Source organism: Shewanella phaeophyticola (assembly GCF_025398315.1).
In the GTDB taxonomy this organism is placed as follows: domain Bacteria; phylum Pseudomonadota; class Gammaproteobacteria; order Enterobacterales; family Shewanellaceae; genus Shewanella; species Shewanella phaeophyticola.
Map to the genome: position 1 here is coordinate 2,333,871 of NZ_JAODOQ010000001.1, position 25,380 is coordinate 2,359,250.

The window sequence follows — 25,380 nt, forward strand, 5'->3', positions numbered from 1 at the left end:
TTGAGGAGAAATTATTGAGCAGAATCGATTGCGAACGGCTCCGCATCGAAGGTAAAAAATGCCACCAGCAAGCACAAAATAATGCAGCTTTGACCACATAATAGTAAATAAATCATCATTGAAGACATACTGTTATCCCTAAAAATTCCTTTTATAAAGTGTAAACAACAAATATGCAGAAAATGTGCAGATATTAAGGAATTACCGTAAAGTGACCAATAATTATGTATGTAAATGAGTCGCCCGGCCTCGGGCTTTGATCTTTGTGGGTTGAATTTTGTTCGAGTTAAAAACCTCCGGGCAGCGTTTGTTGGCCATTTTTATTGCGTTATCGACTTTCTATGTAGAATACCCTCAAAGTCTCTGCCTTGTAGAAATGGCCAACAACTCGCTGCAAAAACAACCTTAAAAGGTCAACTGTATCCTGGTGATTATTCGACCTTGTACCCCACTCCGTAGATAGAGTGCAGTAATTCTTTTTGCTTAGTCACTTGTGCAAGTTTATGCCGTAGGTTTTTAACATGACTGTCGATGGTGCGCGAGCTAACAATGCGGTCATCGACATAACACACCTGCATTAAACTGTCGCGAGAATGCACAACGCCCGGGCGTTTAAGTAAGGTTTGTAATAATCTAAATTCTACAGGGGTTAATTCAACTTCTTGGCGATCAACATGGCATTTAAAGCGCTCGATATCCAAATCGATGTGTTTATAGCGGATCACTTGCTCATTTTGACTGCCCTGAGTGTTTTCTACTCGTCTTAAAATCGTTTTCACTCTCGCAACCACTTCTCTGGCAGAAAACGGTTTACACACATAGTCATCGGCACCCAGCTCTAAGCCCATAAGGCGATCAATTTCATCTACACGTGCAGTTAACATCAAAATCGGCATCATTGAAAACTGACGGATCTCGCGACAAATGGTTAAACCATCTTTGTAAGGCAGCATTAAATCTAAAACCACAAAGTCGATAGTTTGCGTTTTAATCGTATCAATCACATCACGGCCATCATATTGTACCAAGGTGTTAAACCCTTCGAGTTGCAAAAAATCCACCAAAATCTGTGCTATTTTGGGTTCATCCTCTACCACTAATACGGTCATTGGCTCTTGATGAGAAAATCCACTCATGGTCACTTCCTTAGCAAAGGTAATTGTACTTTAATGCATAATCCACCCATTGGAGATGGCATTGCGCTAATCTTGCCGTTATGGGCTTCTACGATATTTTTACAGATAGTTAGCCCTAAGCCCGCGCCGCTGCCTCGGCGAGTTCTTGCGGCATCTTGGCGGTATAATGCTTCAAATAAATGTTCACACTCAGCCTCTGTCGCACTGGGCTTGGTATCGTTGAGTGTCAGGCAAACCATATTGTCTTGTTGCGCCAACTGAACATCTATCTGGCCTGGACTGTCAGTGTAGACCATGGCATTCATGAATAAGTTCATAAACAACTGTTCTAAACGCCTAACATCAGCAGACACAAACAGCATAGGCGTAATTTGATGAGTCAAGGTTAAGCCCTTATCTTGCATAGAGGTCGATAAGGTGGATAGTATGCTGTCCAAAGACTCGCTGATGTTATGTGGTTTGAAATGGTATCGCAGGCCGCCGACATCAGATAAAGAAAGTTCATATAAATCATCAACCAGATGCTTCATACGTAACACTTCTTGTTCGATTGAGTGTAGCTGATGTTGATCAAACGCTCTAATCCCTGCCTTTATCGAGTCAATCTCACCACATAAAATACTTAATGGGGTTCGTAACTCATGAGATATATCTGCTAACCAGCGATTTTTGGCACTGCGGTTTTTAGCTAAAGTCATCGCCAAGTGATCGATATTGACCATTAACTGGCCTAATTCATCTGCGCGTGTCGTGGCCAAGCGTTGCTCGTAGTCACCTTCTGACAAATGAGTAATCCCTTGCATAACATGTTTTACTGGCACTAATAAAAAACGTGACAACCACCAGGCTAATGCACTGGCTAACAATAAACAGACTAAACCAATACCAATACTGATCCAGCGCTGTTGTTGCGCAAAAGCAGTGGCAGAAGACGATTGATTTTCACGAATAGGGCTGCTGATTAAATAGCCAACAATTTGCTGGTTAAATTTTAACGGCAAGCTAATAATGTCAATTGAATCGTCAATGATATCGCCAGCAATATGAACTTTGTCAGCTGAATAGAGCCCTGTTGGCAACCCCAAGTCTTGTTCATCAAAAGGTGGCCTAATGTGGCGAGGAAACCTTTGCGGCTCTCCAGGCTGTCTTGGTGGCGAACCAGATAAACGCGGAGGCGGATTTTTAGGTGCGCCGATATTGGCTAGTTTTGGCTGACGATAAAACGGTGAATGAGTTGTTATGACTTGGTTTAATGTTGATTTATTAACACTTCGCCAAACATCTGTAGATTGATCGCTGTTTGTCGAAGGTGACGACGCAGCATACAGTGTCATGACATCAATGGACAAACTGGCAAGACGCTCTTGTTCTAAATTATTGATAAAGTCTAAAAAACCTTGATCAAAACTCCACCGCGCTAACGATAACGTCGCGATAAGAACAATACTGGTTAAGCCGACAAAGGCTAAAAATAATTTCTGAGATATTTGCATAAATCATAGTATAACCAGCAATATAACAGCAAACTAGTCACAGAGAACATCTGATATCAATCTCCTCAGATTCTGCACAATTCCTCCACAATAATATCGTATATTAACCGTAGTATCTCACCAAGGAGCGTCAATATGACCCTTAACCCAATCACTATAGGTTTACTTTCTCTTAGTTTATTTGCAGCAACGGGCGCATTCGCTAACCCTCCTGGCGGCAAACCACCACAAGAAGCGATTGATGCTTGTGCAAGCAGTTCAGAAAACAGCCAAGTTAGCTTTGAAACACCTCGTGGTGATAGTATTGAAGCAACATGTCAAATGATTGATGGAGAACTGGTTGCTGTACCAGATAATCCACCTCAAGATATGCCACAAGGTCAAAGAGAGCGTAACTAAGTTCTTTTTACCCGCACATTTATGCCGTAGACAGACAAGGAGTGACTATGCAAGTGACTAGTAGCAACACCTCGATCCAAATGACATCAACGGAAAATGCCCAACGACCTCCACGTCCAGATGGTCCACCGCCACCAAAAGGCGGTGTACCACCAGGGTTAGAAACAGCAGTATCAACCTTGTCTGAGGAAGAGCAGCAATCAGCGACGGATATGTTGGCATCGCTAACCGATGAACAACAAGCGGAGCTAAAATCTGTTTTAGACGAGTTAAAACCGATGACAGAAGGCTTATCAGACGAAGATATCGGCAGTGTTTTCTATGAAGCGTTGAGCAGTATTTACAACGATGGCGAAACGCAAACAGCGAGTAGTGCATCAGCCGTAAATGTAGACGTATACGCTTAAAAACAGTGTGAGTCACTTGATATAACAAAGCCAGCTATATGCTGGCTTTGCTTTGTGTTGCCTTATTTAATTCCATTCACTAGGGGTAAAAACTCTGTTACTGAGTCCGGCAGTCTAGGCCTGCTATACAAATAGCCTTGTGCTAAATCACACCCATTGCGGCGTAAAAATTCAGCCTGTTCTTCGGTTTCGACACCTTCAGCAATAATTTGCAAGTTTAGAGCATGCCCTAAAGCAATAACAGCTTTAGCGATGGCGGTATTATTGACATCGTGAGGTATGTCACCCACAAACGACTGATCAATTTTAAGCTTATCAATAGGCAGTCTTTTCAGATAGTTAAGTGACGAGTAGCCAGTGCCAAAATCATCAATACTTAGCGCAATGCCCATCGTTCCTAATAATTTTAAATCATGAATCATGGCCTCAGGGTTATGCATCATGCACGACTCAGTCACCTCTAACTCAAGATGCTTAGTAGGAAGACCTGTTTCAAGTAATATTTGTCTGACTTTATCTACAAAATCATTACGCTGTAATTGTAAGCTGGCCACGTTAACCGATATCCGCTCAAATGTTTTTCCTTCAGTTAGCCATTCAACGCCCTGTAAACATGCTGCTTTTAACACCCATAATCCAATGTCCCAAATTAAACCAATTTTTTCTGCTAGCGGAATAAACTCTGCAGGTGAAATGTCACCTAAAATAGGGTCATGCCAACGGATAAGCGCTTCAAAGCCGCAAGGAGATAAATCCTTTAGCGTTAATTTGGGTTGATAAACAAGATAAAAATCTTCGTTAGCTAACGCATGATGCAATGCCGTCTGTAATTTTAATTGTTCTACGGCCTGCTTTGTCATCGACTCAGTATAAAACGCATAATTATTACGACCATCGAGTTTTGCACGGTGCATTGCCGCGTCGGCATTACGTAATAAACTGTCATGGTCGTCACCGTCACTAGGATAAATAGCCACCCCCATACTGGCGGTTAATCTAACAGATTGTGCATTATCCAAAATAAATGGCCGCTCAAATACACTGCGGATCCTATCAACCGACGAGGTCACAGAATCTGTACTCATAATGCCAGGTAGCATAACCACAAACTCATCACCACTTAAACGCGCGAGCACATCAAAATCCGATAACGCGTATGATAGGCGCTTAGACAGTTCGACCAAAATTTCATCACCAATCACATGGCCTAGGCTGTCGTTGATGTGTTTAAAGAAATCGATATCTAAAAATAAAATTGCTAATTGCTTTTTGGCACGATTTGAATGATTCAGTTCTTGTTCAACTAATGACATAAATTGCATGCGGTTAGGCAATTGAGTCAAAGGGTCGAAATACGCCAAGTTTTTGAGTTTTTCTTCATTTTGTTTTTGTACTGATATATCAGCAAAGACTGCAACGTAATATTGAATAATATTTAGCTTATCGAATACCGCACTAATGGTGATAGATTGAGGGAAGATAGCACCGTGTTTACGACGATTCCAAATTTCACCATGCCATTTGCCTTGTACTAATAAGGTGTTCCATAAACGTTCAAAAAAGCTTTTAGGATGACGTCCAGAACTCAGTATATTTGGGTTTTGGCCTAGCACTTCATCACGGCGATAGCCCGTTATGTCGGTAAATGCCTGGTTAATATCTGTAATGTTGCCATCTTTATCTGTAATAACCACCCCTTCTACTGCATTTTGGAACACATTAGCCGCTAATATTAATTGTTCTTGGGCTTCTTTATGTTCTGCAATATTACGGGTCATTCCAAGTACACCGGTTAATTGACCTTGTTCATCTTTAACGGGCGCTTTAATGGTTTCAAGCCAGACTTTATTGTAATTGGCGTCAACCTCTTCACACTCTGATACCACCACGGTTGAACCGGTATTTATAGCTAACTTATCACCTTCAATAAAAGCGGTGGCTGTGCGCGTATCAAACAAATCATGGTCATTTTTTCCGACAATTTGCTGTTTTGATTTTCGCCATGCGCGCTCAACACTTTTATTGCAGGCAATGTAAAACCCATCTAAGTTTTTAATCCAAATATGTTCGTCAAATGCATCAATAAATGCTTGTAAGTCGACATCATGGGTGACATTAACGTTGGCGTGATCCCCTAAATCTATACTTGAAAGATATACACGGATGGCATTGCTTAACATATCAGCAATACGAATTTGAATAGCACTTAAGGGGGCAAATAATTCTGGTTTACCAAGATCCTCATTAACAGCACTAAAAGAAAGTCCTGCCAGTAGCAGCCCGTGTTCATCACGGATAAGTTGATGATACACCTCAGAACATGGCAGACTTGACTCAACATGATCACTGGCGGCGTTGATATATTGTAATAAACTGATTTGATGTTGCTGGCAGGTGCGCTCTTTAGCGTTTTGGCTAATACAGATAGCTTGTAGACGATGTGCTGTCACATCAATTTGGTCAAAGGTGATAGTCAGACGAAATTCGGCAGAAATGTCGTTAATTTCCTGTTGCCATTCTCTAAGTTGAGTTTGAGAAATAGCTTCTTTCAACATAACACCTTCCTAAATCGACATAATAAATAAGTTTAGTACCACCATCTAACAATATAGTCATCCAACTATAGTATAGATAATGACGGGCTAATATTAATCACCAGGAATGAGTAGATTATCGAAAACCCACTTCCTATACTAATTCTGCCACAATGAACATGATTATTTCATACTATAGGCTCAAATAGCACCGTACTTACTATCTTAAATCAATAAATCCGTTATCTTGAATATTAAATAGACTCTAAAAACAAATAAGGAGCACGAGGCTCCTTATTTACGTTTACCGTATAACCAATTGTAAAATAATAGCTTTAGCTATTTTTTAGTGCAGCAATACGCTTCTCTAACGGTGGGTGACTCATCATGAGTTCAGCCATTGAACGTTTGCCATTGATACCAAATGCAGACATCTGTGCAGGCATTGCACCGCTTTCAGCGCCTTGGCGTAAACGCTCTAGTGCGGCAATCATTTTACCTTTACCGGCTAAACGAGCAGCACCTTCGTCGGCTTTAAATTCACGAATACGCGAAAAGTAAGCCACAATGATTGAAGCCAAAATACCAAACAGCATATCTAATACAAACACCACAGCCATATAGGCAAACATACCTAGGCCTTCACCCTCTTCATCGCCACCGGCAACAAAGTTATCGATGATACCTGCAACCACTCGAGCAGCAAAAATAACAAAGGTATTCACCACACCTTGAATTAAGGTTAAGGTCACCATGTCACCGTTAGCAACGTGACTCACTTCGTGGGCAAGTACACCTTCGATTTCATCTTGCGTCATGCCGTAAAGCAAGCCAGAGCTTACCGCTACAAGTGCATTGTTTTTGCTTGAGCCTGTGGCAAATGCGTTCATTTCTGGAGACTGATAAATTGCCACTTCAGGCATGTTAATACCAGATTTTTCAGCTAGGCGTGCCACGGTATCAACTAACCAACGTTCGGTATTGTCGCGTGGGTGAGTAATGACTTCACAACCCATGGTTTTCTTTGCCATCCACTTTGAAATGGCTAAACTAATAAATGAGCCACCAAAACCAAAAATGGCAGCAAATACTAACAGTCCACCCATCGTTTGGGTATTAACCCCAAGAATAGACATTACGATTGAGGCAACCAGTAAGATGGCTAGGTTGGTTGCAATCAACAAAAATATACGCTTCATTTAAGCTCCTGTATGGCAAAATGCCGATTTTCAATTGTTACTACAGACATAATATGTCCATATAAATAGAATTCAAGCTTAGTTATATTAAAAAAGATTTATGACTCTTTTTACGTTGATAACACATAGGCTTAAAAACTAGCGAGCAGAGTCTAGGCAGATAATATTAATTGAAACTGAAAAAGTACTAACTCAGTGTATGCACTGGTTAATCTTTGATAAACTGTCGAAAATAAAAAACAATAAGGCATTTTCATGACCATTAACGCATTAATGTTGAGCGCTTCACGTGTCGGTGACTCAGACTATTTAACTCACACAGTTGATCTTATCCGCCCACTGACTCACCCCGGACAGCAATGGTTATTTATTCCCTATGCCGGTGTTAGCGTCAGTTATGATGAGTATTTATCCAAAGTGCAAACGGCATTAGCGCCGCTGCCCATCAACATTAGCAGCATTCATCAATTTGCTGATCCTAAACAAGCTATTCAAGATGCGGCGGGCATTTTGGTTGGCGGAGGTAACACCTTTCAACTGTTAAACGAGCTATATCGCTACGATTTAGTACATTTAATTCGCGAGAAAGTACAAAATGGCATGCCGTATGTGGGCTGGAGTGCAGGTTCGAACATTACCGGAACCAGTATTCGTACCACGAACGATATGCCAATCGTTGAACCACCTTCATTTACTGCACTGAGTATTCTGCCCTTTCAGCTAAATCCGCATTACACCAATTACCAAATGCCAGGCCATAATGGCGAAACACGTGCTCAACGCTTATTAGAATTCACTATTGTCGACCCATTAACTCCAGTCATTGGGATCCAAGAAGGCAGCGCGTTATGGCGCCAAGGGGATAAATTGACTTTAATTGGCGATCAAACAGCTTATTTATTTCATGGTAAGCAACAAGAAGTCGAAATTGCCGCCAACAGTGACTTATCTGAGTACCTCAAATAAAATCGTTTAATAATAGTTCATCACCATGGGGCTTATAAAATAAAGCCATAAGCCCCATGGCTGTATCATTCATCGTATTGATTACGCTCAGTGGGAATATCAGTCAAATACTCAACAAATTCAACCTCAAAACCATTAGGGTCGATAAAATAACGACTCATATAAGCCTCGTTAAGCGCCCCCATAATCGCAACTTCATAGCCCACCTTTGCAAGTCTTAATATTAATGCTTCGATATTATCCACCACGTAGGCAAAATGCGCTAAACCAATAGCATTACTTTTAAGGTCACGTACCTCTCCGGTTCCAGAATCATTGAGCGACAAATAATGATAGTCATCGCCAAAATGCAGCCAACGCCGTGGGGTGCCATGCCATATTGACTCACCACCACCGCGTACTCGCCAATGTGGAAACGCGGCCTGATAAAACACTAAGGTCTCTTCCAAATCGTTGACGACCAAATTTAAATGCTCTAAATGCATGTCTTATCTCCTTATGATTAATTTTGTACAGCTTAATACCTCAAGTTAACTTGAGGTAAAGTGTTAATTTTGCCAAGATGTATAAAAATGATGAGATAAAAATAGATAAAGAGATGAATAAAAATATGGAATTGACTGTCGGCCAAGTAGCAAAACGCTGTGGAGTTAACATCTCAGCAATCCATTTTTACGAGCAAAAAGGGCTAATTAGCAGTTGGCGTAATCAAGGTAATCAACGTCGTTATTCACGTGATGTCATTAGACGAATATCACTTATCAAAGCAGCGCAACTATTAGGCATATCATTAGGTGAAATTGGCAGCGCATTTGCTTCACTGCCTAATGGCAGGACAGCCACAAAACAAGACTGGGCGACATTATCTGTTAATTGGAAGGACACACTCACTCAGCGGATTGATCAATTACAGAATATGAAAGACTCACTTGAAGGCTGCATCGGCTGTGGCTGTTTATCGATGAATCATTGCCCCTTGTACAACCCAAATGATCAGCTCGAACCACAAGGTCCAGGCCTGTACTGTTAAACAAAAAATCCAGTATCAAATAGATATAAGCTAAATTGGGAAGTGATAAACAATAGGATGAAGATAAACGATAAAGTGGTAGCGTTAAGTTTTAAGCCACCACTTTACCTGCCCATATGCTGGGCTACGCTGGGTTAACCGAGTGTATTTGTACTGACAATATCAATTTTTCGTGGTTTCATAGCTTCAGGAATTTCACGTACTAAATCAATATTTAATAAGCCATGCTCTAATTCCGCGCCCACGACACGTACGTAATCGGCAAGTTGAAAAGTCCGCTCAAAACCACGTTCAGCAATGCCTTGATGCAAATATTTACGCTCATCCGTTTTTGCTGTCTTATTGCCTTTAACTAACAGTTTTTCGCCTTCACTCATAATGTCTAGCTCAGACATCGCAAAGCCAGCAACCGCCATAGTGATCCTATAACGATTTTCACCAAGCAGTTCAATATTATAAGGAGGGTAACCACTGTTTGCATTATTGGCAGCAGCATGTTCAGCAAGTTGAGCTAAACGGTCAAAACCAATTGCGCTACGGTAAAGAGGGGCTAAATCTGGAGTAAGATTAAAGTTTCGCATGTTCATATCCTTGTCTAAAGCAATATGGAAAATAGTAACCACTTTTTCATAAAAGTGGTCATGTCGGTAACAGCCCTTTCGGCACTGTCATAGCCAGAATAGTAAAACCTCAATCGAGCGTTTCGTTATCTATCCTGCTACAAAATTAGATATATGGACACAGTGTTTGATATCAAGGCTAATGATTAAATAAATTTTTAAAATTGACAAAAAATAATAAGTATAGTTTTATTTCAATAACTTAAATACAACCCGTTATAATCAATTACGCATGTAACCTTGTTTAAATGACTTTTGTCACTGGTAATTCTAATTGAAAACGTCACAATAACTCACAACGCAATACATCAATAAGGATATGTTATGAACCCTGCGACACTGGCACTATTAATCCCAATTATCGCTATTATAGGCAGTTTTATTGTTAGCATTATGAAGCTTAAAGAACGCCAAATCCTGGCGGCAAACGAACAAGAAAACAACAATAAGTCACTGCACGATGAAATAAGTTCGTTACGTCAACGTATTGAAGTGTTGGAACGAGTCATAACTGAAGACTCTTATGACTTAACACAAAAAATTAATAACGCATAAGAATATTTATTATTGTTAATATCATTAAGCCACCCTTATCGGTGGCTCAATGATTTAGCAGCATGTCGAGGCAGATAACAGCTAAATACCACCTTCTCCAGCATTATTGACTTACGGCTATCGAGCGCCTAAATAACGCTAAACTGCCCATAAAAAACACCATCCCAAGCCCAATAATATTAAGCAATTCAGGCCACACAATACTAAAATCAGCACCTCGAAAAACCACTGCTTGTGAAAATGCCATAAAGTGACGCGAAGGGAATATCCATGTGAATGGTTGAATGATGGCGGGTTGACTCTCAATGGGGGTAATACCACCAGACAATAACATCATGGGGATGATGACAATCATTAACAATAGAGCAAACTGCGCCATGGTGCGGGCTATGGTGCCAAGAAAAATCCCAATCGAGGCCGCGGCAAATAAGTAAATCGTTGTCCCGCCCAATAATAACCAACGAGATCCGGCAATAGGGACATCCAACAACGTTTCGACCATAAAGAAAAGTGACAACGAAAAGGCAACCAGCACAATAAACCCGTTAGCACACACCTTGGACATAATTATTTGAAATGACGTCAACGGCATAACCAGTAAATGCTCAATGGTGCCATGCTCACGTTCACGTAGCAACGCAGCACCTGTCAGAATGATCGCCAACAAGGTGACATTATCGAGTAGCGCCCCCATTGAACTAAACCAACTCATTGTGCCATTAGGATTAAAAGCACGACGCTGGACTAATATCACAGGGTAATCTGTGCTTGCATTAGAGCGATTAACAAAAAAGTTAACCTCCTTGGTAATGATGCTTTGAATATAGCTATTACCTAAACTTGCTTGAGTCACAGCGGTAGCATCAACATCGATTTGTACACTCGGTAGGCGTCCATCACGTACATCCGCTTCAAAACGTGGTGGAATGCTCACCACAAACATAAAGCGGTCTTGATCCATCACTTGGTCTACCTCACTGGCAGATATTTGCTCTGCTAATTTAAAATAAGGAGGATAGAAAGCATTGGCAATGTTACGCGAAAGCGTTGAATGATCTTCGTCAACAATCGCAATAGATGCATTATTCACCGACTCACTAATGGCGGTTGAACGGGAGTAAATCTGCGCACTGAATAAAAAAACAATCAGTATTATCATAGTCACATCGCCCAAGACACTGCGAAGCTCTTTAGTACCGAGCCAGAAAATATTACTCCAGATTTTCATCGGTTAAGCCTCCTGCTTTTTTAAACACACCGCAGCAAAAACCACTAAAAAAGGACTATAAATCGACAACATCATAATGTCGCCTGTCAGGTCAAAAAAGTTCAAGCCTTTAGTAAATGCCGCCACACTCAAGTGCATGTAATAAGTTGCCGGCCACGCCATACCAATAATGTACCCGCCACCTTCTAACGTGGATGTTGGTTGCACTAATCCCGAAAACAGCGCAGTCGGGAGCAACGATACGATAGTGGTGGCAAACACCGCGGTGACTTGAGTTCTAGTGAGCGATGACACCACTAAACCAATCCCGGTAGAGGCGCACACATAACAAAATGCCCCAACAGTGAGCCCCAACAAACTGCCTTTCAACGGCACCTGTAATAAAAACACCACCAGGAAAGTCAAAATTAAAAAGTTGATCATGCCTATGGCTATATACGGCAACTGCTTGCCAATGAGGAACTCAAACTTATTGGTTGGCGTAACAAAAAAGTTAGTGATGGTACCAACCTCTTTCTCACGCGAGACACTCACAGCCATCAAAATTGCCGGGAAGAAAAGTAATAATAACGCAGGTGTTTTAGGCTACAATGGAATATATGCTCTCAAATGAAGGGTTATAACGATAACGAGACTGCAGATCAACTTTATACATTGCGCTGGCATCCACACCTGCCTCTGTCGCTAACTGAGTCAGATACCAAACATAACCACCAGTGACATAACCTTCAATAGTGCCAGCTCGGGTGGTATTGGCACCATCTATCCAAGCAGAAACGTAGGCAGTTTGACCCTTTTTGATGTCGCGGCCAAAACCAACCGGGATCTCTATCGCCAAGGTGATGTCGTTAGACTGCAGCCGCCTTTCAAGTGCATCTTTGCTTTGTAATGCAGGCCGTTCGATAAAATAATGGGAACCTTGAAAGTGACTAATGTATTCTCGGCTCTGCGGTGTTTGGTCATAATCGAGCACAGCAAAAGTCAGATCTTCAATATCTAACGAGATCCCATAAGCAATCACAATCAACAAAATCACACTACCCAAAAATGCAAATGCGAGGCGAATTTTGTCACGCATTACCGCCATCATTTCAAGATAACTGTAGGCCAATAACCTCGATAGATTAAAGCCAGAACGTTTTATATGCTCCGGTTGGCTTTGGGTTAATGTTGTCTGCTTTGCTATGGGAGCGATTTCAAACGGTGCTTGCTTTTGGGGTGTTTGACCAATCGCATCTTCAAGGTAACTGATAAAAGCTTCTTCAAGCGACGTAGACCCTTTGGCTTCAACAAGGTGTTGTGGTTCATCGTAAACCAACACTTCACCGGCATGCATTAATGAAATACGGTCGCACCGTAATGCTTCATTCATAAAATGAGTTGAAATAAATATGGTCACTTTATCGCGACGTGACAACTCAACAAGCAACTCCCAAAATTCGTCACGAGCGACAGGGTCAACACCCGATGTGGGCTCATCAAGGATTAGCATTTCAGGCTCATGGATCACCGCAACGGCAAGTGATAAACGTTGGCGGATCCCAAGTGGCAGTGATGATGCCATATCATCCATTTGCTTACGCAAACCAAAACGATCAACCAGCACATCAATTCGCTCTGTGGTTTTCGATACAGACAAATGGAACAAACGAGCATGCAAGGTCAAGTTCTGTTTAACCGTCAGCTCACCATACAAGGAAAAAGCTTGCGACATAAACCCTACTCGATTGCGCATGTCGATATTACTGGCATCGACAGGCTTGCCAAATAAAAATGCCTCCCCTTCTGACGCGGGTAACAGACCGGTCAACATTTTCATGGTGGTTGTTTTACCACAACCATTTGAGCCCAAAAAGCCAAAAATCTCCCCTGCTTGAATCTCAAAACTGACATTGTTAACCGCAGTAAAATCGCCAAAACGTCGGGTTAAGCCTTTGGCAATAATAGCAGGAGAGGCATCAGTTTTATCAAAAGGAGGGATAACAAGCGCATGACCACTACCACGTTTTTCTTTAGGCAGTAATCGGGTAAAAGTTTGCTCGATATTTTCAGATTGAGTTTTGAGTTTGAGTGCTTCTGGCGTACCCGAGTCCAACACGTGACTCGCATCCATTGCAACCAACCAATCAAAACCTTCTGCTTCATCCATATAAGCGGTAGACACAATGACACTCATGCTAGGTCGTTCACTGCGTATAGTGTTAATTAACTGCCAAAATTGTCGTCTAGAGAGAGGGTCTACCCCGGTAGTTGGTTCATCTAATATCAATAAATCCGGGTCATGAATAAGCGAACAGCACAAACCCAACTTTTGTTTCATTCCGCCGGATAACTTACCTGCTGGCCGTGATAAAAATGCATTAAGGCCGTTGCATGGGTAAGTCGGTCAATGCGGGTTTTACGTTCAGAAGCGCCCTGGCCAAATAATTTACCAAAGAAATCAAGATTTTCGGCAACACTGAGCTCACTGTATAAATTCTTACCTAATCCTTGAGGCATATATGCAATACGAGAGCCAACATTTGAGCGATGTCGAGCCGAGGCCATATCACCGCCAAGCACTTCAAGGTTACCACTCTGTAATTTTCTGACCCCAGAAATCAGTGCTAACAAGGTTGATTTACCCACCCCATCAGAGCCGAGCAAACCCACCATTTGTCCTGAAGGAATACTGAGCGTGATATCTTCAATCGCCATAACTTTTTTATATCTATGGCTGACATTGTTGATACAGACGATCGGATTTTGTTGTTGATTCATGATTATGCACCCACATTAATATTGATTGACTGAAATAGGCTCAGAGTCTGGCAACAATTGTTGAAGAAAATCAGGCCACGGAGTCAGCTGCTCTCCGGGTAAAGGTGTCAGGCGAATATAAGCTACGCCACGCACACCAGTCTTAACATCTTCAATGTGTTTTTGTACTAGGTATTGATGGATCCGCACCTTAACACGAAACATCAGTTTTTCACGCTCACTGATGGTTTCAACTTGCTTTGGGGTAAATTGTGATTCAGGTGATACAAAGCTCACTGTTGCAGGTATTATAGAATTGAGAACATCTAATTTAATTCTCGCCTCAGCGCCAATCGCAATACGATTTGCTTGAGCCGAGGGTACAAATATTTCCATATAGACATCAGCAAGGTTAATCATGGTCAACACTTTGCCACCACTGCCAAGCACCTCACCTGGCTCGGCAAGTCGATATATGACTCGGCCAGTCACTGGGGATTTCAGCACACAATCATCAATTTGAGTTTGGATTTCTTTGGTACTGGCCTTAACGGCATCGACCATACGTTCACGATACACAAGGCCTGCTTTAGCCGCCTGAAGCGCCGCTTTAGCAACGGCTACTTGACTGACTCGCGTATCGTAGGTTTCTTTACTAATATGGTTATCTTTTACCAGTTCTTTAGCCCGAGACAATTCTTGTTCGGTTAACACTTCTTCAGCCTTTGCCTGCTCGATGGTCGCCAGAGCAGAAGCAACTTGGCTTTCAGCACTGGCCACATTAGCTTCAGCACCAAGCAGTTGAGCACGCAATTGATCGGTGTTAATTTGTGCGACAACTTGTTGCTCCTGAACAAGGTCTCCCTCTTGAGCTAAAATGGTATCGACTCGACCCGCAATTTTAGTTGATACATCAACTTCAACAGCTTCAATTCTGCCGTTACCGGACACTAATCCATCGGTTAGCGGAGGGTCTTGTAAATATTGCCACCCCCACCAAAAAACAAAAATAAGCACTATAAAAACAAAGATATATATAACTTTTTTCAGTATGTTATTCATTGTCTAAAAATCCTTCTATGAATGACAGCAATCATTTTTAACGCAACAAGCTAACTTTGTTCAATCTCTGTCAAAAACCTTGTCTCGATCCCACAACCTTGAACAGTATTAATCGGCTAGAGAGCCAGACATGCATAAAATGAGAAGAGACAACGGCTTGGAATATGTAACCTAGTTGCAATAACAACCAAAGTGAATCCAATATCAGATTGTAAAAACCGCTATCCTCACAGATAAATCTAGATTTCATTTGTCGATGTGTTTATTTGACGCACAAGTGCGCAAATGATGATATTTGGCAAGGTAGAAAACGGTATTCACAACGCTCCCCCCATTCAAACGATAAATTAGTGTATTAACTCAATTAAATATTGTATCAACAAAACAGGTTAAACTATGATCTGCCTCACACTTATAGTGAATAAGCGGACATCACTGAAAATAAGCACAAAAGTTTGAACATTCTCTGTTATGCATTCAAGTACTGGATATTTTAACCACAATACTAATTGCTCAAATTCGAAACGTAAAAAAGCCCGTTGTGTTAGCAACGGGCTTACCACTCTCTTTTCAGAGAAATTAGGCGTCTGGAAATGACCTACTCTCACATGGGCATATCGACCACACTGCTATCTTGCTCATTTGACACACAAATCTCAGACGTAAAAAAGCCCGTTGCGTTAGCAACGGGCTTATCACTCTCTTTCAGAGAAATTAGGCGTCTGGAAATGACCTACTCTCACATGGGCATATCGACCACACTGCTATCTTGCTCATTTGACACACAAATCTCAGACGTAAAAAAGCCCGTTGTGTTAGCAACGGGCTTATCACTCTCTTTCAGAGAAATTAGGCGCCTGGAAATGACCTACTCTCACATGGGCATATCGACCACACTGCTATCTTGCTCATTTGACACACAAATCTTAGACGTAAAAAAGCCCGATGCATTAGCAACGGGCTTTCGTACTTATTAGGCGTCTGGAAATGACCTACTCTCACATGGGGAGACCCCACACTACCATCGGCGATACTGTGTTTCACTTCTGAGTTCGGAATGGGATCAGGTGGAACTGCACAGCTCTATGGTTTCCAGACAAAATTGTTTATTTAACGCCTTGGCATTAAATAATAATTCGGAAAGCTGATTGCTTTGAGTCTCTACACACCACTTAAGTGCTCTATTCTAATACTAAGTGCGTATCAGTAAAACCCATCTGGGTTGTATGGTTAAGCCTCACGGGTCATTAGTACAAGTTAGCTCAACGCCTCACAACGCTTACACACCTTGCCTATCAACGTAGTAGTCTCCTACGGCTCTTTAGAGAGCTTAAAGCTCTAGGGATGACTCATCTTAGGGCTCGCTTCCCGCTTAGATGCTTTCAGCGGTTATCGATCCCGAACGTAGCTACCGGGCAATGCTATTGGCATAACAACCCGAACACCAGCGGTTCGTCCACTCCGATCCTCTCGTACTAGGAGCAGCCCCCTTCAATCATCCAACGCCCACGGCAGATAGGGACTAGAACTGTCTCACGACGTTCTGAACCCAGCTCGCGTACCACTTTAAATGGCGAACAGCCATACCCTTGGGACCGACTTCAGCCCCAGGATGTGATGAGCCGACATCGAGGTGCCAAACACCGCCGTCGATATGAACTCTTGGGCGGTATCAGCCTGTTATCCCCGGAGTACCTTTTATCCGTTGAGCGATGGCTACTTCCATTCAGAACCACCGGATCACTATGACCTACTTTCGTACCTGCTCGACGTGTATGTCTCGCAGTTAAGCTGGCTTATGCCATTGCACTAACCGTACGATGTCCGACCGTACTTAGCCAACCTTCGTGCTCCTCCGTTACTCTTTGGGAGGAGACCGCCCCAGTCAAACTACCCACCAGGCACTGTCCCGAACCCCGATGAGGGGCGCGGTTAGAACATCAAAACTACAAGGGTGGTATTTCAAGATTGACTCCACACAAACTAGCGTTCATGCTTCAAAGTCTCCCACCTATCCTACACATGTAGGTTCAATGTTCAGTGCCAAGCTATAGTAAAGGTTCACGGGGTCTTTCCGTCTAGCCGCGGGTATACGGCATCTTCACCGCAATTTCAACTTCACTGAGTCTCGGCTGGAGACAGCGTGGCCATCATTACGCCATTCGTGCAGGTCGGAACTTACCCGACAAGGAATTTCGCTACCTTAGGATCGTTATAGTTACGGCCGCCGTTTACCGGGGCTTCGATCATGAGCTTCTCCTTACGGATAACCCAATCAATTAACCTTCCGGCACCGGGCAGGCGTCATACCGTATACGTCATCTTGCGATTTTGCACAGTACTGTGTTTTTGATAAACAGTTGCAGCCACCTGGTATCTGCGACTCCCAACAGCTTAGAGAGCAAGTCTCATCACCGTCAGGAGCGTACCTTCTCCCGAAGTTACGGTACCATTTTGCCTAGTTCCTTCAGCCGAGTTCTCTCAAGCGCCTTGGTATTCTCTACCCGACCACCTGTGTCGGTTTGGGGTACGATTTCTACTAACCTGAAGCTTAGAAGATTTTCCTGGAAGCATGGCATCAACTACTTCATCACCTTAGTGACTCGTCATCAGCTCTCGGCCTTAAGATTTCCCGGATTTGCCTAAGAAATCAGCCTACCACCTTAAACGCGGACTACCAACGCCGCGCTAGCCTAGCCTTCTCCGTCTCTCCATCGCAGTTAGCAAAAGTACAGAAATATTAATCTGTTTCCCATCGATTACGCCTTTCGGCCTCACCTTAGGGGTCGACTCACCCTGCCCCGATTAACGTTGGACAGGAACCCTTGGTCTTTCGGCGAGGGAGTTTTTCACTCCCTTTATCGTTACTCATGTCAGCATTCGCACTTCTGATACGTCCAGTGTGGGTTACCCCTTCACCTTCAACCGCTTACAGAACGCTCCTCTACCGCGCATCTCTAATGAAATGCACCCGTAGCTTCGGTGGTATGTTTAGCCCCGTTACATCTTCCGCGCAGGCCGACTCGACTAGTGAGCTATTACGCTTTCTTTAAATGATGGCTGCTTCTAAGCCAACATCCTAGCTGTCTAAGCCTTCCCACATCGTTTCCCACTTAACATACACTTTGGGACCTTAGCTGACGGTCTGGGTTGTTTCCCTTTTGACGACGGACGTTAGCACCCGCCGTCTGTCTCCCGTATAGCACTCATTGGTATTCGGAGTTTGCAAAGGGTTGGTAAGTCGGGATGACCCCCTAGCCTTAACAGTGCTCTACCCCCAATGGTGTTCGTACGAGGCGCTACCTAAATAGCTTTCGAGGAGAACCAGATATCTCCCGGTTTGATTGGCCTTTCACCCCCAGCCACAAGTCATCCGCTCATTTTTCAACATAAGTCGGTTCGGTCCTCCAGTTGATGTTACTCAACCTTCAACCTGCCCATGGCTAGATCACCGGGTTTCGGGTCTACACCTTGCAACTAAACGCGCAGTTAACACTCGGTTTCCCTACGGCTCCGCTATTCGCTTAACCTCGCTACAAAATGTAAGTCGCTGACCCATTATACAAAAGGTACGCAGTCACGGTCTCAAGAACCGCTCCCACTGCTTGTACGTATACGGTTTCAGGTTCTATTTCACTCCCCTCACAGGGGTTCTTTTCGCCTTTCCCTCACGGTACTGGTTCACTATCGGTCAGTCAGGAGTATTTAGCCTTGGAGGATGGATCCCCCCATATTCAAACAGGATGTCACGTGTCCCGCCTTACTCGTTTTCATCAATGGTTAGTTTTCGTGTACGGGGCTATCACCCTGTGCCGCTGTGCTTTCCAACACATTCCACTAACACCCCACTGACTTAAGGGCTAATCCCCGTTCGCTCGCCGCTACTAGGGGAATCTCGGTTGATTTCTTTTCCTCCGGGTACTTAGATGTTTCAGTTCCCCGGGTTTGCCTCTACACACTATGTATTCATGTGCAGATACTCACTTATGTGAGTGGGTTTCCCCATTCGGACATCGTTAGCTCAAATGCTTGTTACTAGCTCGCCAACGCTTTTCGCAAGTTACTACGTCCTTCATCGCCTCTGACTGCCAAGGCATCCACCGTATACGCTTGGTCACTTAACCATACAACCCAAATGGGTCTTTCTTACGCTTGTTACTCATCTTATTATCCGGCGTTTTCAATTTCACTCTTCAATCATGTAGCGCTGCTACACTCATTCGTCGTTCAACTTCAAGCCTTGCCTAATAAGCGATTAACTGCGCTCATCCTTTGTCTAAACAAAAGATAAGAAAAACGTGGGTCATATCATGACCAGCTGGTTTTTACTTTGATAATTCATGCACTTTCGCACACGAAATCGCCTTAGTTTTTAGAATATTCAAGACACTTAAACAGTGTTTTGAGAACTCAAGTGTTAATGCTTTCGCATTAACGTTTTTCGCACTAACCTAATCACACAAACAACAACGAATCGTCATTTATGCGCCTTTTAGTTAGTACTATCAGCTTTCCAAATTGTTAAAGAGCGGGCTTAAAAAAGCCAAAGATAAAATTTCATTTATCTTTGGCATCTCTTACCAATGCATGTGATGGTGGAGCAATGTGAGTGGGATCGAACAGCTTTTTTATAGCGTATTGACCAAACCAATTGAACCAACAAGTAAATGGTGGAGCTATGCGGGATCGAACCGCAGACCTCCTGCGTGCAAGGCAGGCGCTCTCCCAGCTGAGCTATAGCCCCATTTACATGCAGTTGAGAATTTACGTTTACCTTCAATGAAGGTGTATTACCAAATCTTGTTAAATCAAGGCGGAGGATGACGACGTTTAGCTTACTAAACGAATTATCCGACAACGCAGAGTTAACGAGATTTTGGTGGGTCAGAGTGGACTTGAACCACCGACCTCACCCTTATCAGGGGTGCGCTCTAACCAGCTGAGCTACAGACCCATTTATACTTGTTTTTTCACTCAATCACTGCGTTGCTTTTCATTGTTCAGTCGTCGTGTAGTGTACTACACGTCCTTCTTCACGCTTCAAGCGCCTTGTGCTAGAGCGAATTAACGTCGTCTAAACAGACACGTAATTTCTCTTTCTTTCTATCAAGTAATCTGTGTGAACACTCAAGCACACGGATGTGCTGTGTGCAATAAACGCACAGATGCAGTTTATTGTCACCAAGTATCGAGCTAGTCGTATAGGTAAGGAGGTGATCCAGCCCCAGGTTCCCCTAGGGCTACCTTGTTACGACTTCACCCCAGTCATGAACCACAAAGTGGTGAGCGTTCTCCCGAAGGTTAAACTACCCACTTCTTTTGCAGCCCACTCCCATGGTGTGACGGGCGGTGTGTACAAGGCTCCGGGAACGTATTCACCGTAGCATTCTGATCTACGATTACTAGCGATTCCGACTTCATGGAGTCGAGTTGCAGACTCCAATCCGGACTACGACGTACTTTGTGAGATTAGCTCCACCTCGCGGCTTTGCAACCCTCTGTATACGCCATTGTAGCACGTGTGTAGCCCTACTCGTAAGAGCCATGATGACTTGACGTCGTCCCCACCTTCCTCCGGTTTATCACCGGCAGTCTCCCTAGAGTTCCCACCATTACGTGCTGGCAAATAAGGATAGGGGTTGCGCTCGTTGCGGGACTTAACCCAACATTTCACAACACGAGCTGACGACAGCCATGCAGCACCTGTCTTAGAGTTCCCGAAGGCACACCAGAATCTCTTCCGGCTTCTCTAGATGTCAAGAGTAGGTAAGGTTCTTCGCGTTGCATCGAATTAAACCACATGCTCCACCGCTTGTGCGGGCCCCGTCAATTCATTTGAGTTTTAACCTTGCGGCCGTACTCCCCAGGCGGTCTACTTAATGCGTTAGCTTGAGAGCCCAGTGCTCAAGGCACCAAACTCCGAGTAGACATCGTTTACGGCGTGGACTACCAGGGTATCTAATCCTGTTTGCTCCCCACGCTTTCGTGCATGAGCGTCAGTCTTTGTCCAGGGGCCGCCTTCGCCACCGGTATTCCTCCAGATCTCTACGCATTTCACCGCTACACCTGGAATTCTACCCCCCTCTACAAGACTCTAGTTCGCCAGTTCCAAATGCAATTCCCAGGTTGAGCCCGGGGATTTCACATCTGGCTTAACAAACCGCCTGCGCACGCTTTACGCCCAGTAATTCCGATTAACGCTCGAACCCTCCGTATTACCGCGGCTGCTGGCACGGAGTTAGCCGGTCCTTCTTCTGTAAGTAACGTCACAGCTAACGAGTATTAATCGTTAACCTTTCCTCCTTACTGAAAGTGCTTTACAACCCGAAGGCCTTCTTCACACACGCGGCATGGCTGCATCAGGGTTTCCCCCATTGTGCAATATTCCCCACTGCTGCCTCCCGTAGGAGTCTGGAGCCGTGTCTCAGTCCCAGTGTGGCTGATCATCCTCTCAGAACAGCTAGGGATCGTCGCCTTGGTGAGCCATTACCTCACCAACTAGCTAATCCCACCTAGGTTCATCCAATCGCGAAAGGCCCGAAGGTCCCCTCCTTTCCCCCGTAGGGCGTATGCGGTATTAGCAGTCGTTTCCAACTGTTATCCCCCTCGACTGGGCAGATCCCTAGGCATTACTCACCCGTCCGCCGCTCGTCAGCAAAGTAAGCAAGCTTACTTTCTGTTACCGCTCGACTTGCATGTGTTAGGCCTGCCGCCAGCGTTCAATCTGAGCCATGATCAAACTCTTCAATTAAAGTTTTTTGAGACAAAGTCTCGACTCAATGAATTCTACTGTCATAATTCGCTTCGCTCATAAGAGCTTACGAATTACTCACTACATTGCTGTAGTGTCATATTACTATGAACATTCTCATCATTGAGTTTAAATTTTTGATTGCCTACGCTCCGAAGAACAAAAAGACAATTTCGAATAACTCAATACCTGTGAATGTCCACACAGATTACTTGATAAATTGTTAAAGAGCGGACTTGGTAACGCTGCGTCATACGCCGTGTTCCGTGTCAGTGGTGCGCATTATAGGGAACTCATTTTAATGTGCAAGGCCTTTTGCGTTTTTTTCTTAAGTTTATCGCTTAACTGGACAGTTTTTAAACTCAAAGGCCTATTTTAAACTATTTATGCTGACTTTATGAACAAAATCGCCCTGTTGATACCTTTTTAAACTGCCTTAAATATCATTGTAATAGCCCGTATTAGCCATTTACTTCTATATAAAGTGTCCAATTTATATAATTCGTCATTAAATGAGGTTCAAACCAGGTTAATACAATGTTAACTCATTAAAACAAAGTGCTTGTAAGGCGCATGCTTTGCTTGGGTGACTTACCAATGATCACTTACTTAAAAATTGCGGTACATCAGCAATACTATCAACAATGGTCGTCGCCAGTGTAATACCCGCCTCGTCTACCACTTTACCTGAACGAACCAAGATGGCGGTTTGAATACCTGCGGCATGTGCTGCGCGGATGTCATCGGCCTTATCACCTACCATCACAGATTGGCTCAAGTCGATTTTTAAAAATGAAGCCGCTGAGGTCAACATTCCAGGTTTAGGTTTACGACAGTCACAATCTTGTTTGTATTCACCAATGCCTTTATCTGGGTGATGCGGGCAATAATAAATACCGTCGAGTTCGACACCTTTATCGGCAAAGTTCCAATCCATCCACTCAGTGAGGTGATGAAAATCCTCTTCGCTGTACATACCACGAGCAATACCAGATTGATTAGTGACAACAACTAATAAGTAGCCCATGTCTTTTAACGCTTTACAAGCTTCAAATATACCGTCTATATATTCAAAGTCGTCTACGTTATGCACATAACCCGTGTCTTTATTAATGACACCATCGCGATCTAGAAATACTGCCTTATTCAACCTAACACTCCTTAAACTGGATATTGTTGTGATTATCCCATTGACAACTATTTGGTGCCAGATAAACTGACAAATTTTACTTATTTGTTTATTTTAAGTTGCTTTAGATTACATTTATGATGTTTATCTATATTTATCTGTAGGTTTCACTTTATAAAGCGCTAGCTAAGCGTTACCCTTGCTCGAATAAATTAGTAGTGATAAAAATGACATGAGCAATATACCTCCTATTATTCACAAAACCCGCACACAACTTGTTGTTGAAGCGCTCAGAGAACAGATCCTTTCTGGTGATATAGAAGGAGGCGAGCCGCTCAGACAGTCAGCGATTGCTGAACAGTTGAACGTAAGCCGTATTCCTGTACGTGAAGCATTAGTCCAATTAGAAGCTGAAGGATTAATTAACTTTGAGCCTCATAAAGGGGCTACAGCAACTAAATTATCTGTAGAGCAAGTTACTGAGTTATTTGAGTTGCGTGCCATGATTGAATCTGATTTATTGGCTAAAGCAATACCCAATTTAACCGAGCAAGATATTGCCGATGCAGAAGCCGTACTCGTACAACTAGAGTTAGCTTTTAAGCTCAAAGAATCTGTCGCCAGTTGGAGTGAGATCAACACTCGTTTTCACACTCGTTTGTATAAAGCAGCCAATAGACCACACACGCTAGATGTTGTCCATGGGCTTAATACCAATTGCGATCGTTATATTCGATTACAACTGTTATTTACTGGTGGCATACCCACTGCTGAACGTGAACACAGAATATTACTTGAACTGTGTAAAGCGGGTGATGTCGAAAAAGCAACGGCACTGTTACATGAGCACATTTTGAGTGCTGCCGCTTCAATTACCAAATTAGTTGAACAAAAAATTAAGTCATAACAACAATAATAATTCTTAATCAAACATACAGGTTTGATATTATTAATTGATATTAAAGCTATTTATTTAATTGTTAATATGTATTGAGAGAACGCTTATGCAGTATGCACACATTACCGGTTGGGGAAAGTCAGTTCCACCTGCCACACTGACTAACGATGACTTAGCCACGTTCATGGACACCACCGATGAGTGGATCAAGACTCGTACAGGTATTAGTAAGCGTAAGATAAGCCACGTTAATACGTCAGAAATGGCCTCTGTTGCTGCCAAACATGCCCTAGCTGCCGCAGGCATTGATGGCAGTGAGCTTGACTTAATTATTTTAGCCACGGCAAGCCCTGATACCCTAATCCCTAATATTGCTTCTACTGTACAGGCAAATATTGGCGCCACATGCGCAGCATTTGACATTAATGCTGCCTGCAGTGGTTTTTTATATGGCGTGGGCTTAGCAAGCTCAATGATTAAAAGCGGCCAAAACAAAAAAGTGCTCATTATTGGTGCTGAACGTCTGTCGTTTTACCTTGATTGGTCTCGTCGTGAAACCGCAGTACTGTTTGGTGATGGTGCTGGAGCGATTGTGCTTGAAGCAAGTGAAACGCCAGGCGGCATATTAGGTTATGAGTTAAATAACGACCCTGAAGGGCGTCATATTTTACAGTCTAACTTTGGCACCCAGATGGATCGATTTGATAATGACTCACTGGACTTTTATATACACATCAACGGCCAAGAAGTGTTTAAGCGTGCGATTCATGGCATGGCGAACTTAAGCGCCAAAGTGCTCGAAAAATGCAATACCAATATTGATGATGTTGATTTTGTTATTCCGCATCAAGCCAATGAGCGGATTATTGATACCCTCGTCAGCCGGATGAAAATTCCAAAAGAAAAAGCTTTTGTCAATATTGCTGACTATGGCAACACCTCTGCAGCAACTATTCCTATCGCGATTTGCGATGCGTTATCACAGGGTAGAATTGTCGCGGGACAAACCATTTTGTCCTGTGCATTTGGTGCAGGGTTAACCTCTGCGGCACTGTTACTCAAATGGGGTGAACGCACCACTGCGATACATACCAGTGATGCTGAATTATCGCCTTGTGACAAAACAGCCTTAGAAATGATTAAGCCAGCAGTTGATCATTTTTTAAGTAAAGTAGACAACAACGAAGCATAATTGTTGTTCATCTTTTGTTAAAAAAATAAAAAGCCCCCCAAT

At 43.2% G+C, this 25,380-nt stretch carries 16 protein-coding genes, 2 tRNA genes, 3 rRNA genes and 1 pseudogene; 7 read left to right on the forward strand and 15 right to left on the reverse strand.

Features of this window, described 5'->3' with window-relative positions; genetic code table 11:
- Positions 1-431 precede the first annotated feature (431 nt).
- Both N4T56_RS10895 and N4T56_RS10900 read right to left on the reverse strand, forming a co-directional pair.
- Positions 432-1,136 (reverse strand): response regulator, encoded by a 705-nt coding sequence (locus N4T56_RS10895; protein ID WP_261733240.1) that lies wholly within the window; start codon positions 1,134-1,136, stop codon positions 432-434.
- Between the two features lie 2 nt (positions 1,137-1,138).
- Positions 1,139-2,629 carry an ATP-binding protein gene (locus N4T56_RS10900; RefSeq protein WP_261733241.1) on the reverse strand — a complete coding sequence of 497 codons (1,491 nt, stop codon included), beginning with the start codon at positions 2,627-2,629 and terminating at the stop codon, positions 1,139-1,141.
- Between the two features lie 135 nt (positions 2,630-2,764).
- Here N4T56_RS10900 and N4T56_RS10905 point away from each other — a divergent pair, with 135 nt between their 5' ends.
- Both N4T56_RS10905 and N4T56_RS10910 read left to right on the forward strand, forming a co-directional pair.
- A complete protein-coding gene (locus N4T56_RS10905; protein WP_261733242.1) occupies positions 2,765-3,028 on the forward strand; it encodes a hypothetical protein in 264 nt (87 codons plus the stop codon).
- Positions 3,029-3,075: 47 nt separating this feature from the next.
- A complete protein-coding gene (locus N4T56_RS10910) occupies positions 3,076-3,435 on the forward strand; it encodes a hypothetical protein (protein ID WP_261733243.1) in 360 nt (119 codons plus the stop codon).
- Positions 3,436-3,497: 62 nt separating this feature from the next.
- Here the strand turns inward: N4T56_RS10910 and N4T56_RS10915 are convergent, their stop codons facing one another.
- Together N4T56_RS10915 and htpX are read right to left on the reverse strand one after the other, a co-directional pair.
- Complete coding sequence (locus tag N4T56_RS10915) at positions 3,498-5,990, reverse strand: sensor domain-containing protein (protein ID WP_261733244.1); 2,493 nt, start codon at positions 5,988-5,990, stop codon at positions 3,498-3,500.
- 314 nt (positions 5,991-6,304) lie between these two features.
- Entirely contained in the window at positions 6,305-7,168 is an 864-nt protein-coding gene (gene htpX, locus N4T56_RS10920) for a protease HtpX (RefSeq protein WP_261733245.1), read from the reverse strand.
- Between the two features lie 255 nt (positions 7,169-7,423).
- Here htpX and pepE point away from each other — a divergent pair, with 255 nt between their 5' ends.
- Positions 7,424-8,134: a dipeptidase PepE gene (gene pepE / locus N4T56_RS10925; protein WP_261733246.1), complete on the forward strand. Its 711-nt coding sequence runs from the start codon at positions 7,424-7,426 to the stop codon at positions 8,132-8,134.
- A gap of 65 nt (positions 8,135-8,199) precedes the next feature.
- Here the strand turns inward: pepE and N4T56_RS10930 are convergent, their stop codons facing one another.
- Positions 8,200-8,619 carry a VOC family protein gene (locus N4T56_RS10930; RefSeq protein WP_261733247.1) on the reverse strand — a complete coding sequence of 140 codons (420 nt, stop codon included), beginning with the start codon at positions 8,617-8,619 and terminating at the stop codon, positions 8,200-8,202.
- 113 nt (positions 8,620-8,732) lie between these two features.
- Here N4T56_RS10930 and soxR point away from each other — a divergent pair, with 113 nt between their 5' ends.
- Positions 8,733-9,164, forward strand: a complete 432-nt coding sequence (soxR, locus tag N4T56_RS10935; protein WP_261733248.1) for a redox-sensitive transcriptional activator SoxR — start codon at positions 8,733-8,735, stop codon at positions 9,162-9,164.
- A 134-nt stretch (positions 9,165-9,298) separates the two neighbouring features.
- Here soxR and N4T56_RS10940 read toward each other — a convergent pair whose 3' ends face one another.
- On the reverse strand, positions 9,299-9,745 hold the full coding sequence (locus N4T56_RS10940) for an Hsp20 family protein (protein WP_160054257.1): 447 nt from the start codon (positions 9,743-9,745) through the stop codon (positions 9,299-9,301).
- 363 nt (positions 9,746-10,108) lie between these two features.
- On the opposite strand from N4T56_RS10940, the gene N4T56_RS10945 reads away from it, so the two are divergent.
- The gene (locus N4T56_RS10945) at positions 10,109-10,339 is read left to right on the forward strand and encodes a hypothetical protein (protein WP_261733249.1); all 231 of its coding nucleotides are present in this window, start codon (positions 10,109-10,111) and stop codon (positions 10,337-10,339) included.
- Between the two features lie 103 nt (positions 10,340-10,442).
- Here the strand turns inward: N4T56_RS10945 and N4T56_RS10950 are convergent, their stop codons facing one another.
- From N4T56_RS10950 to gmhB, 9 genes and pseudogenes are all read right to left on the reverse strand, one after another.
- Positions 10,443-11,567: an ABC transporter permease gene (locus N4T56_RS10950; RefSeq protein WP_261733250.1), complete on the reverse strand. Its 1,125-nt coding sequence runs from the start codon at positions 11,565-11,567 to the stop codon at positions 10,443-10,445.
- A gap of 3 nt (positions 11,568-11,570) precedes the next feature.
- Positions 11,571-14,327: pseudogene (gene rbbA, locus N4T56_RS10955) on the reverse strand (ribosome-associated ATPase/putative transporter RbbA).
- A 15-nt stretch (positions 14,328-14,342) separates the two neighbouring features.
- On the reverse strand, positions 14,343-15,368 hold the full coding sequence (locus N4T56_RS10960; protein WP_261733251.1) for an HlyD family secretion protein: 1,026 nt from the start codon (positions 15,366-15,368) through the stop codon (positions 14,343-14,345).
- Between the two features lie 979 nt (positions 15,369-16,347).
- A 5S ribosomal RNA gene (gene rrf / locus N4T56_RS10965) occupies positions 16,348-16,465 on the reverse strand.
- A gap of 129 nt (positions 16,466-16,594) precedes the next feature.
- Positions 16,595-19,492: ribosomal RNA gene (locus tag N4T56_RS10970) — 23S ribosomal RNA — on the reverse strand.
- A 544-nt stretch (positions 19,493-20,036) separates the two neighbouring features.
- A tRNA-Ala gene (locus N4T56_RS10975) sits at positions 20,037-20,112 on the reverse strand.
- A 133-nt stretch (positions 20,113-20,245) separates the two neighbouring features.
- Positions 20,246-20,322: transfer RNA gene (locus tag N4T56_RS10980), tRNA-Ile, on the reverse strand.
- Positions 20,323-20,574: 252 nt separating this feature from the next.
- A 16S ribosomal RNA gene (locus N4T56_RS10985) occupies positions 20,575-22,119 on the reverse strand.
- Together the 16S, 23S and 5S rRNA genes with 2 tRNA genes alongside form the textbook arrangement of a ribosomal RNA operon.
- 601 nt (positions 22,120-22,720) lie before the next feature.
- Entirely contained in the window at positions 22,721-23,269 is a 549-nt protein-coding gene (gmhB, locus tag N4T56_RS10990) for a D-glycero-beta-D-manno-heptose 1,7-bisphosphate 7-phosphatase (RefSeq protein WP_261733252.1), read from the reverse strand.
- A 211-nt stretch (positions 23,270-23,480) separates the two neighbouring features.
- Between gmhB and N4T56_RS10995 the strand changes: the two genes are divergently transcribed.
- Together N4T56_RS10995 and N4T56_RS11000 are read left to right on the forward strand one after the other, a co-directional pair.
- The gene (locus tag N4T56_RS10995; RefSeq protein WP_261733253.1) at positions 23,481-24,155 is read left to right on the forward strand and encodes a GntR family transcriptional regulator; all 675 of its coding nucleotides are present in this window, start codon (positions 23,481-23,483) and stop codon (positions 24,153-24,155) included.
- Positions 24,156-24,252: 97 nt separating this feature from the next.
- The gene (locus N4T56_RS11000) at positions 24,253-25,338 is read left to right on the forward strand and encodes a ketoacyl-ACP synthase III (protein WP_261733254.1); all 1,086 of its coding nucleotides are present in this window, start codon (positions 24,253-24,255) and stop codon (positions 25,336-25,338) included.
- Positions 25,339-25,380: the final 42 nt, after the last annotated feature.

Excerpts from the sequence above, each read along its gene's own strand:
- N4T56_RS10895 (WP_261733240.1), bottom strand. The coding sequence starts at position 1,136 with ATGAGTGGATTTTCTCATCAAGAGCCAATGACCGTATTAGTGGTAGAG.
- N4T56_RS10900 (WP_261733241.1), bottom strand. The coding sequence starts at position 2,629 with ATGCAAATATCTCAGAAATTATTTTTAGCCTTTGTCGGCTTAACCAGT.
- N4T56_RS10905 (WP_261733242.1), top strand. The coding sequence starts at position 2,765 with ATGACCCTTAACCCAATCACTATAGGTTTACTTTCTCTTAGTTTATTT.
- N4T56_RS10910 (WP_261733243.1), top strand. The coding sequence starts at position 3,076 with ATGCAAGTGACTAGTAGCAACACCTCGATCCAAATGACATCAACGGAA.
- N4T56_RS10915 (WP_261733244.1), bottom strand. The coding sequence starts at position 5,990 with ATGTTGAAAGAAGCTATTTCTCAAACTCAACTTAGAGAATGGCAACAG.
- htpX (WP_261733245.1), bottom strand. The coding sequence starts at position 7,168 with ATGAAGCGTATATTTTTGTTGATTGCAACCAACCTAGCCATCTTACTG.
- pepE (WP_261733246.1), top strand. The coding sequence starts at position 7,424 with ATGACCATTAACGCATTAATGTTGAGCGCTTCACGTGTCGGTGACTCA.
- N4T56_RS10930 (WP_261733247.1), bottom strand. The coding sequence starts at position 8,619 with ATGCATTTAGAGCATTTAAATTTGGTCGTCAACGATTTGGAAGAGACC.
- soxR (WP_261733248.1), top strand. The coding sequence starts at position 8,733 with ATGAATAAAAATATGGAATTGACTGTCGGCCAAGTAGCAAAACGCTGT.
- N4T56_RS10940 (WP_160054257.1), bottom strand. The coding sequence starts at position 9,745 with ATGCGAAACTTTAATCTTACTCCAGATTTAGCCCCTCTTTACCGTAGC.
- N4T56_RS10945 (WP_261733249.1), top strand. The coding sequence starts at position 10,109 with ATGAACCCTGCGACACTGGCACTATTAATCCCAATTATCGCTATTATA.
- N4T56_RS10950 (WP_261733250.1), bottom strand. The coding sequence starts at position 11,567 with ATGAAAATCTGGAGTAATATTTTCTGGCTCGGTACTAAAGAGCTTCGC.
- N4T56_RS10960 (WP_261733251.1), bottom strand. The coding sequence starts at position 15,368 with ATGAATAACATACTGAAAAAAGTTATATATATCTTTGTTTTTATAGTG.
- N4T56_RS10995 (WP_261733253.1), top strand. The coding sequence starts at position 23,481 with ATGAGCAATATACCTCCTATTATTCACAAAACCCGCACACAACTTGTT.
- N4T56_RS11000 (WP_261733254.1), top strand. The coding sequence starts at position 24,253 with ATGCAGTATGCACACATTACCGGTTGGGGAAAGTCAGTTCCACCTGCC.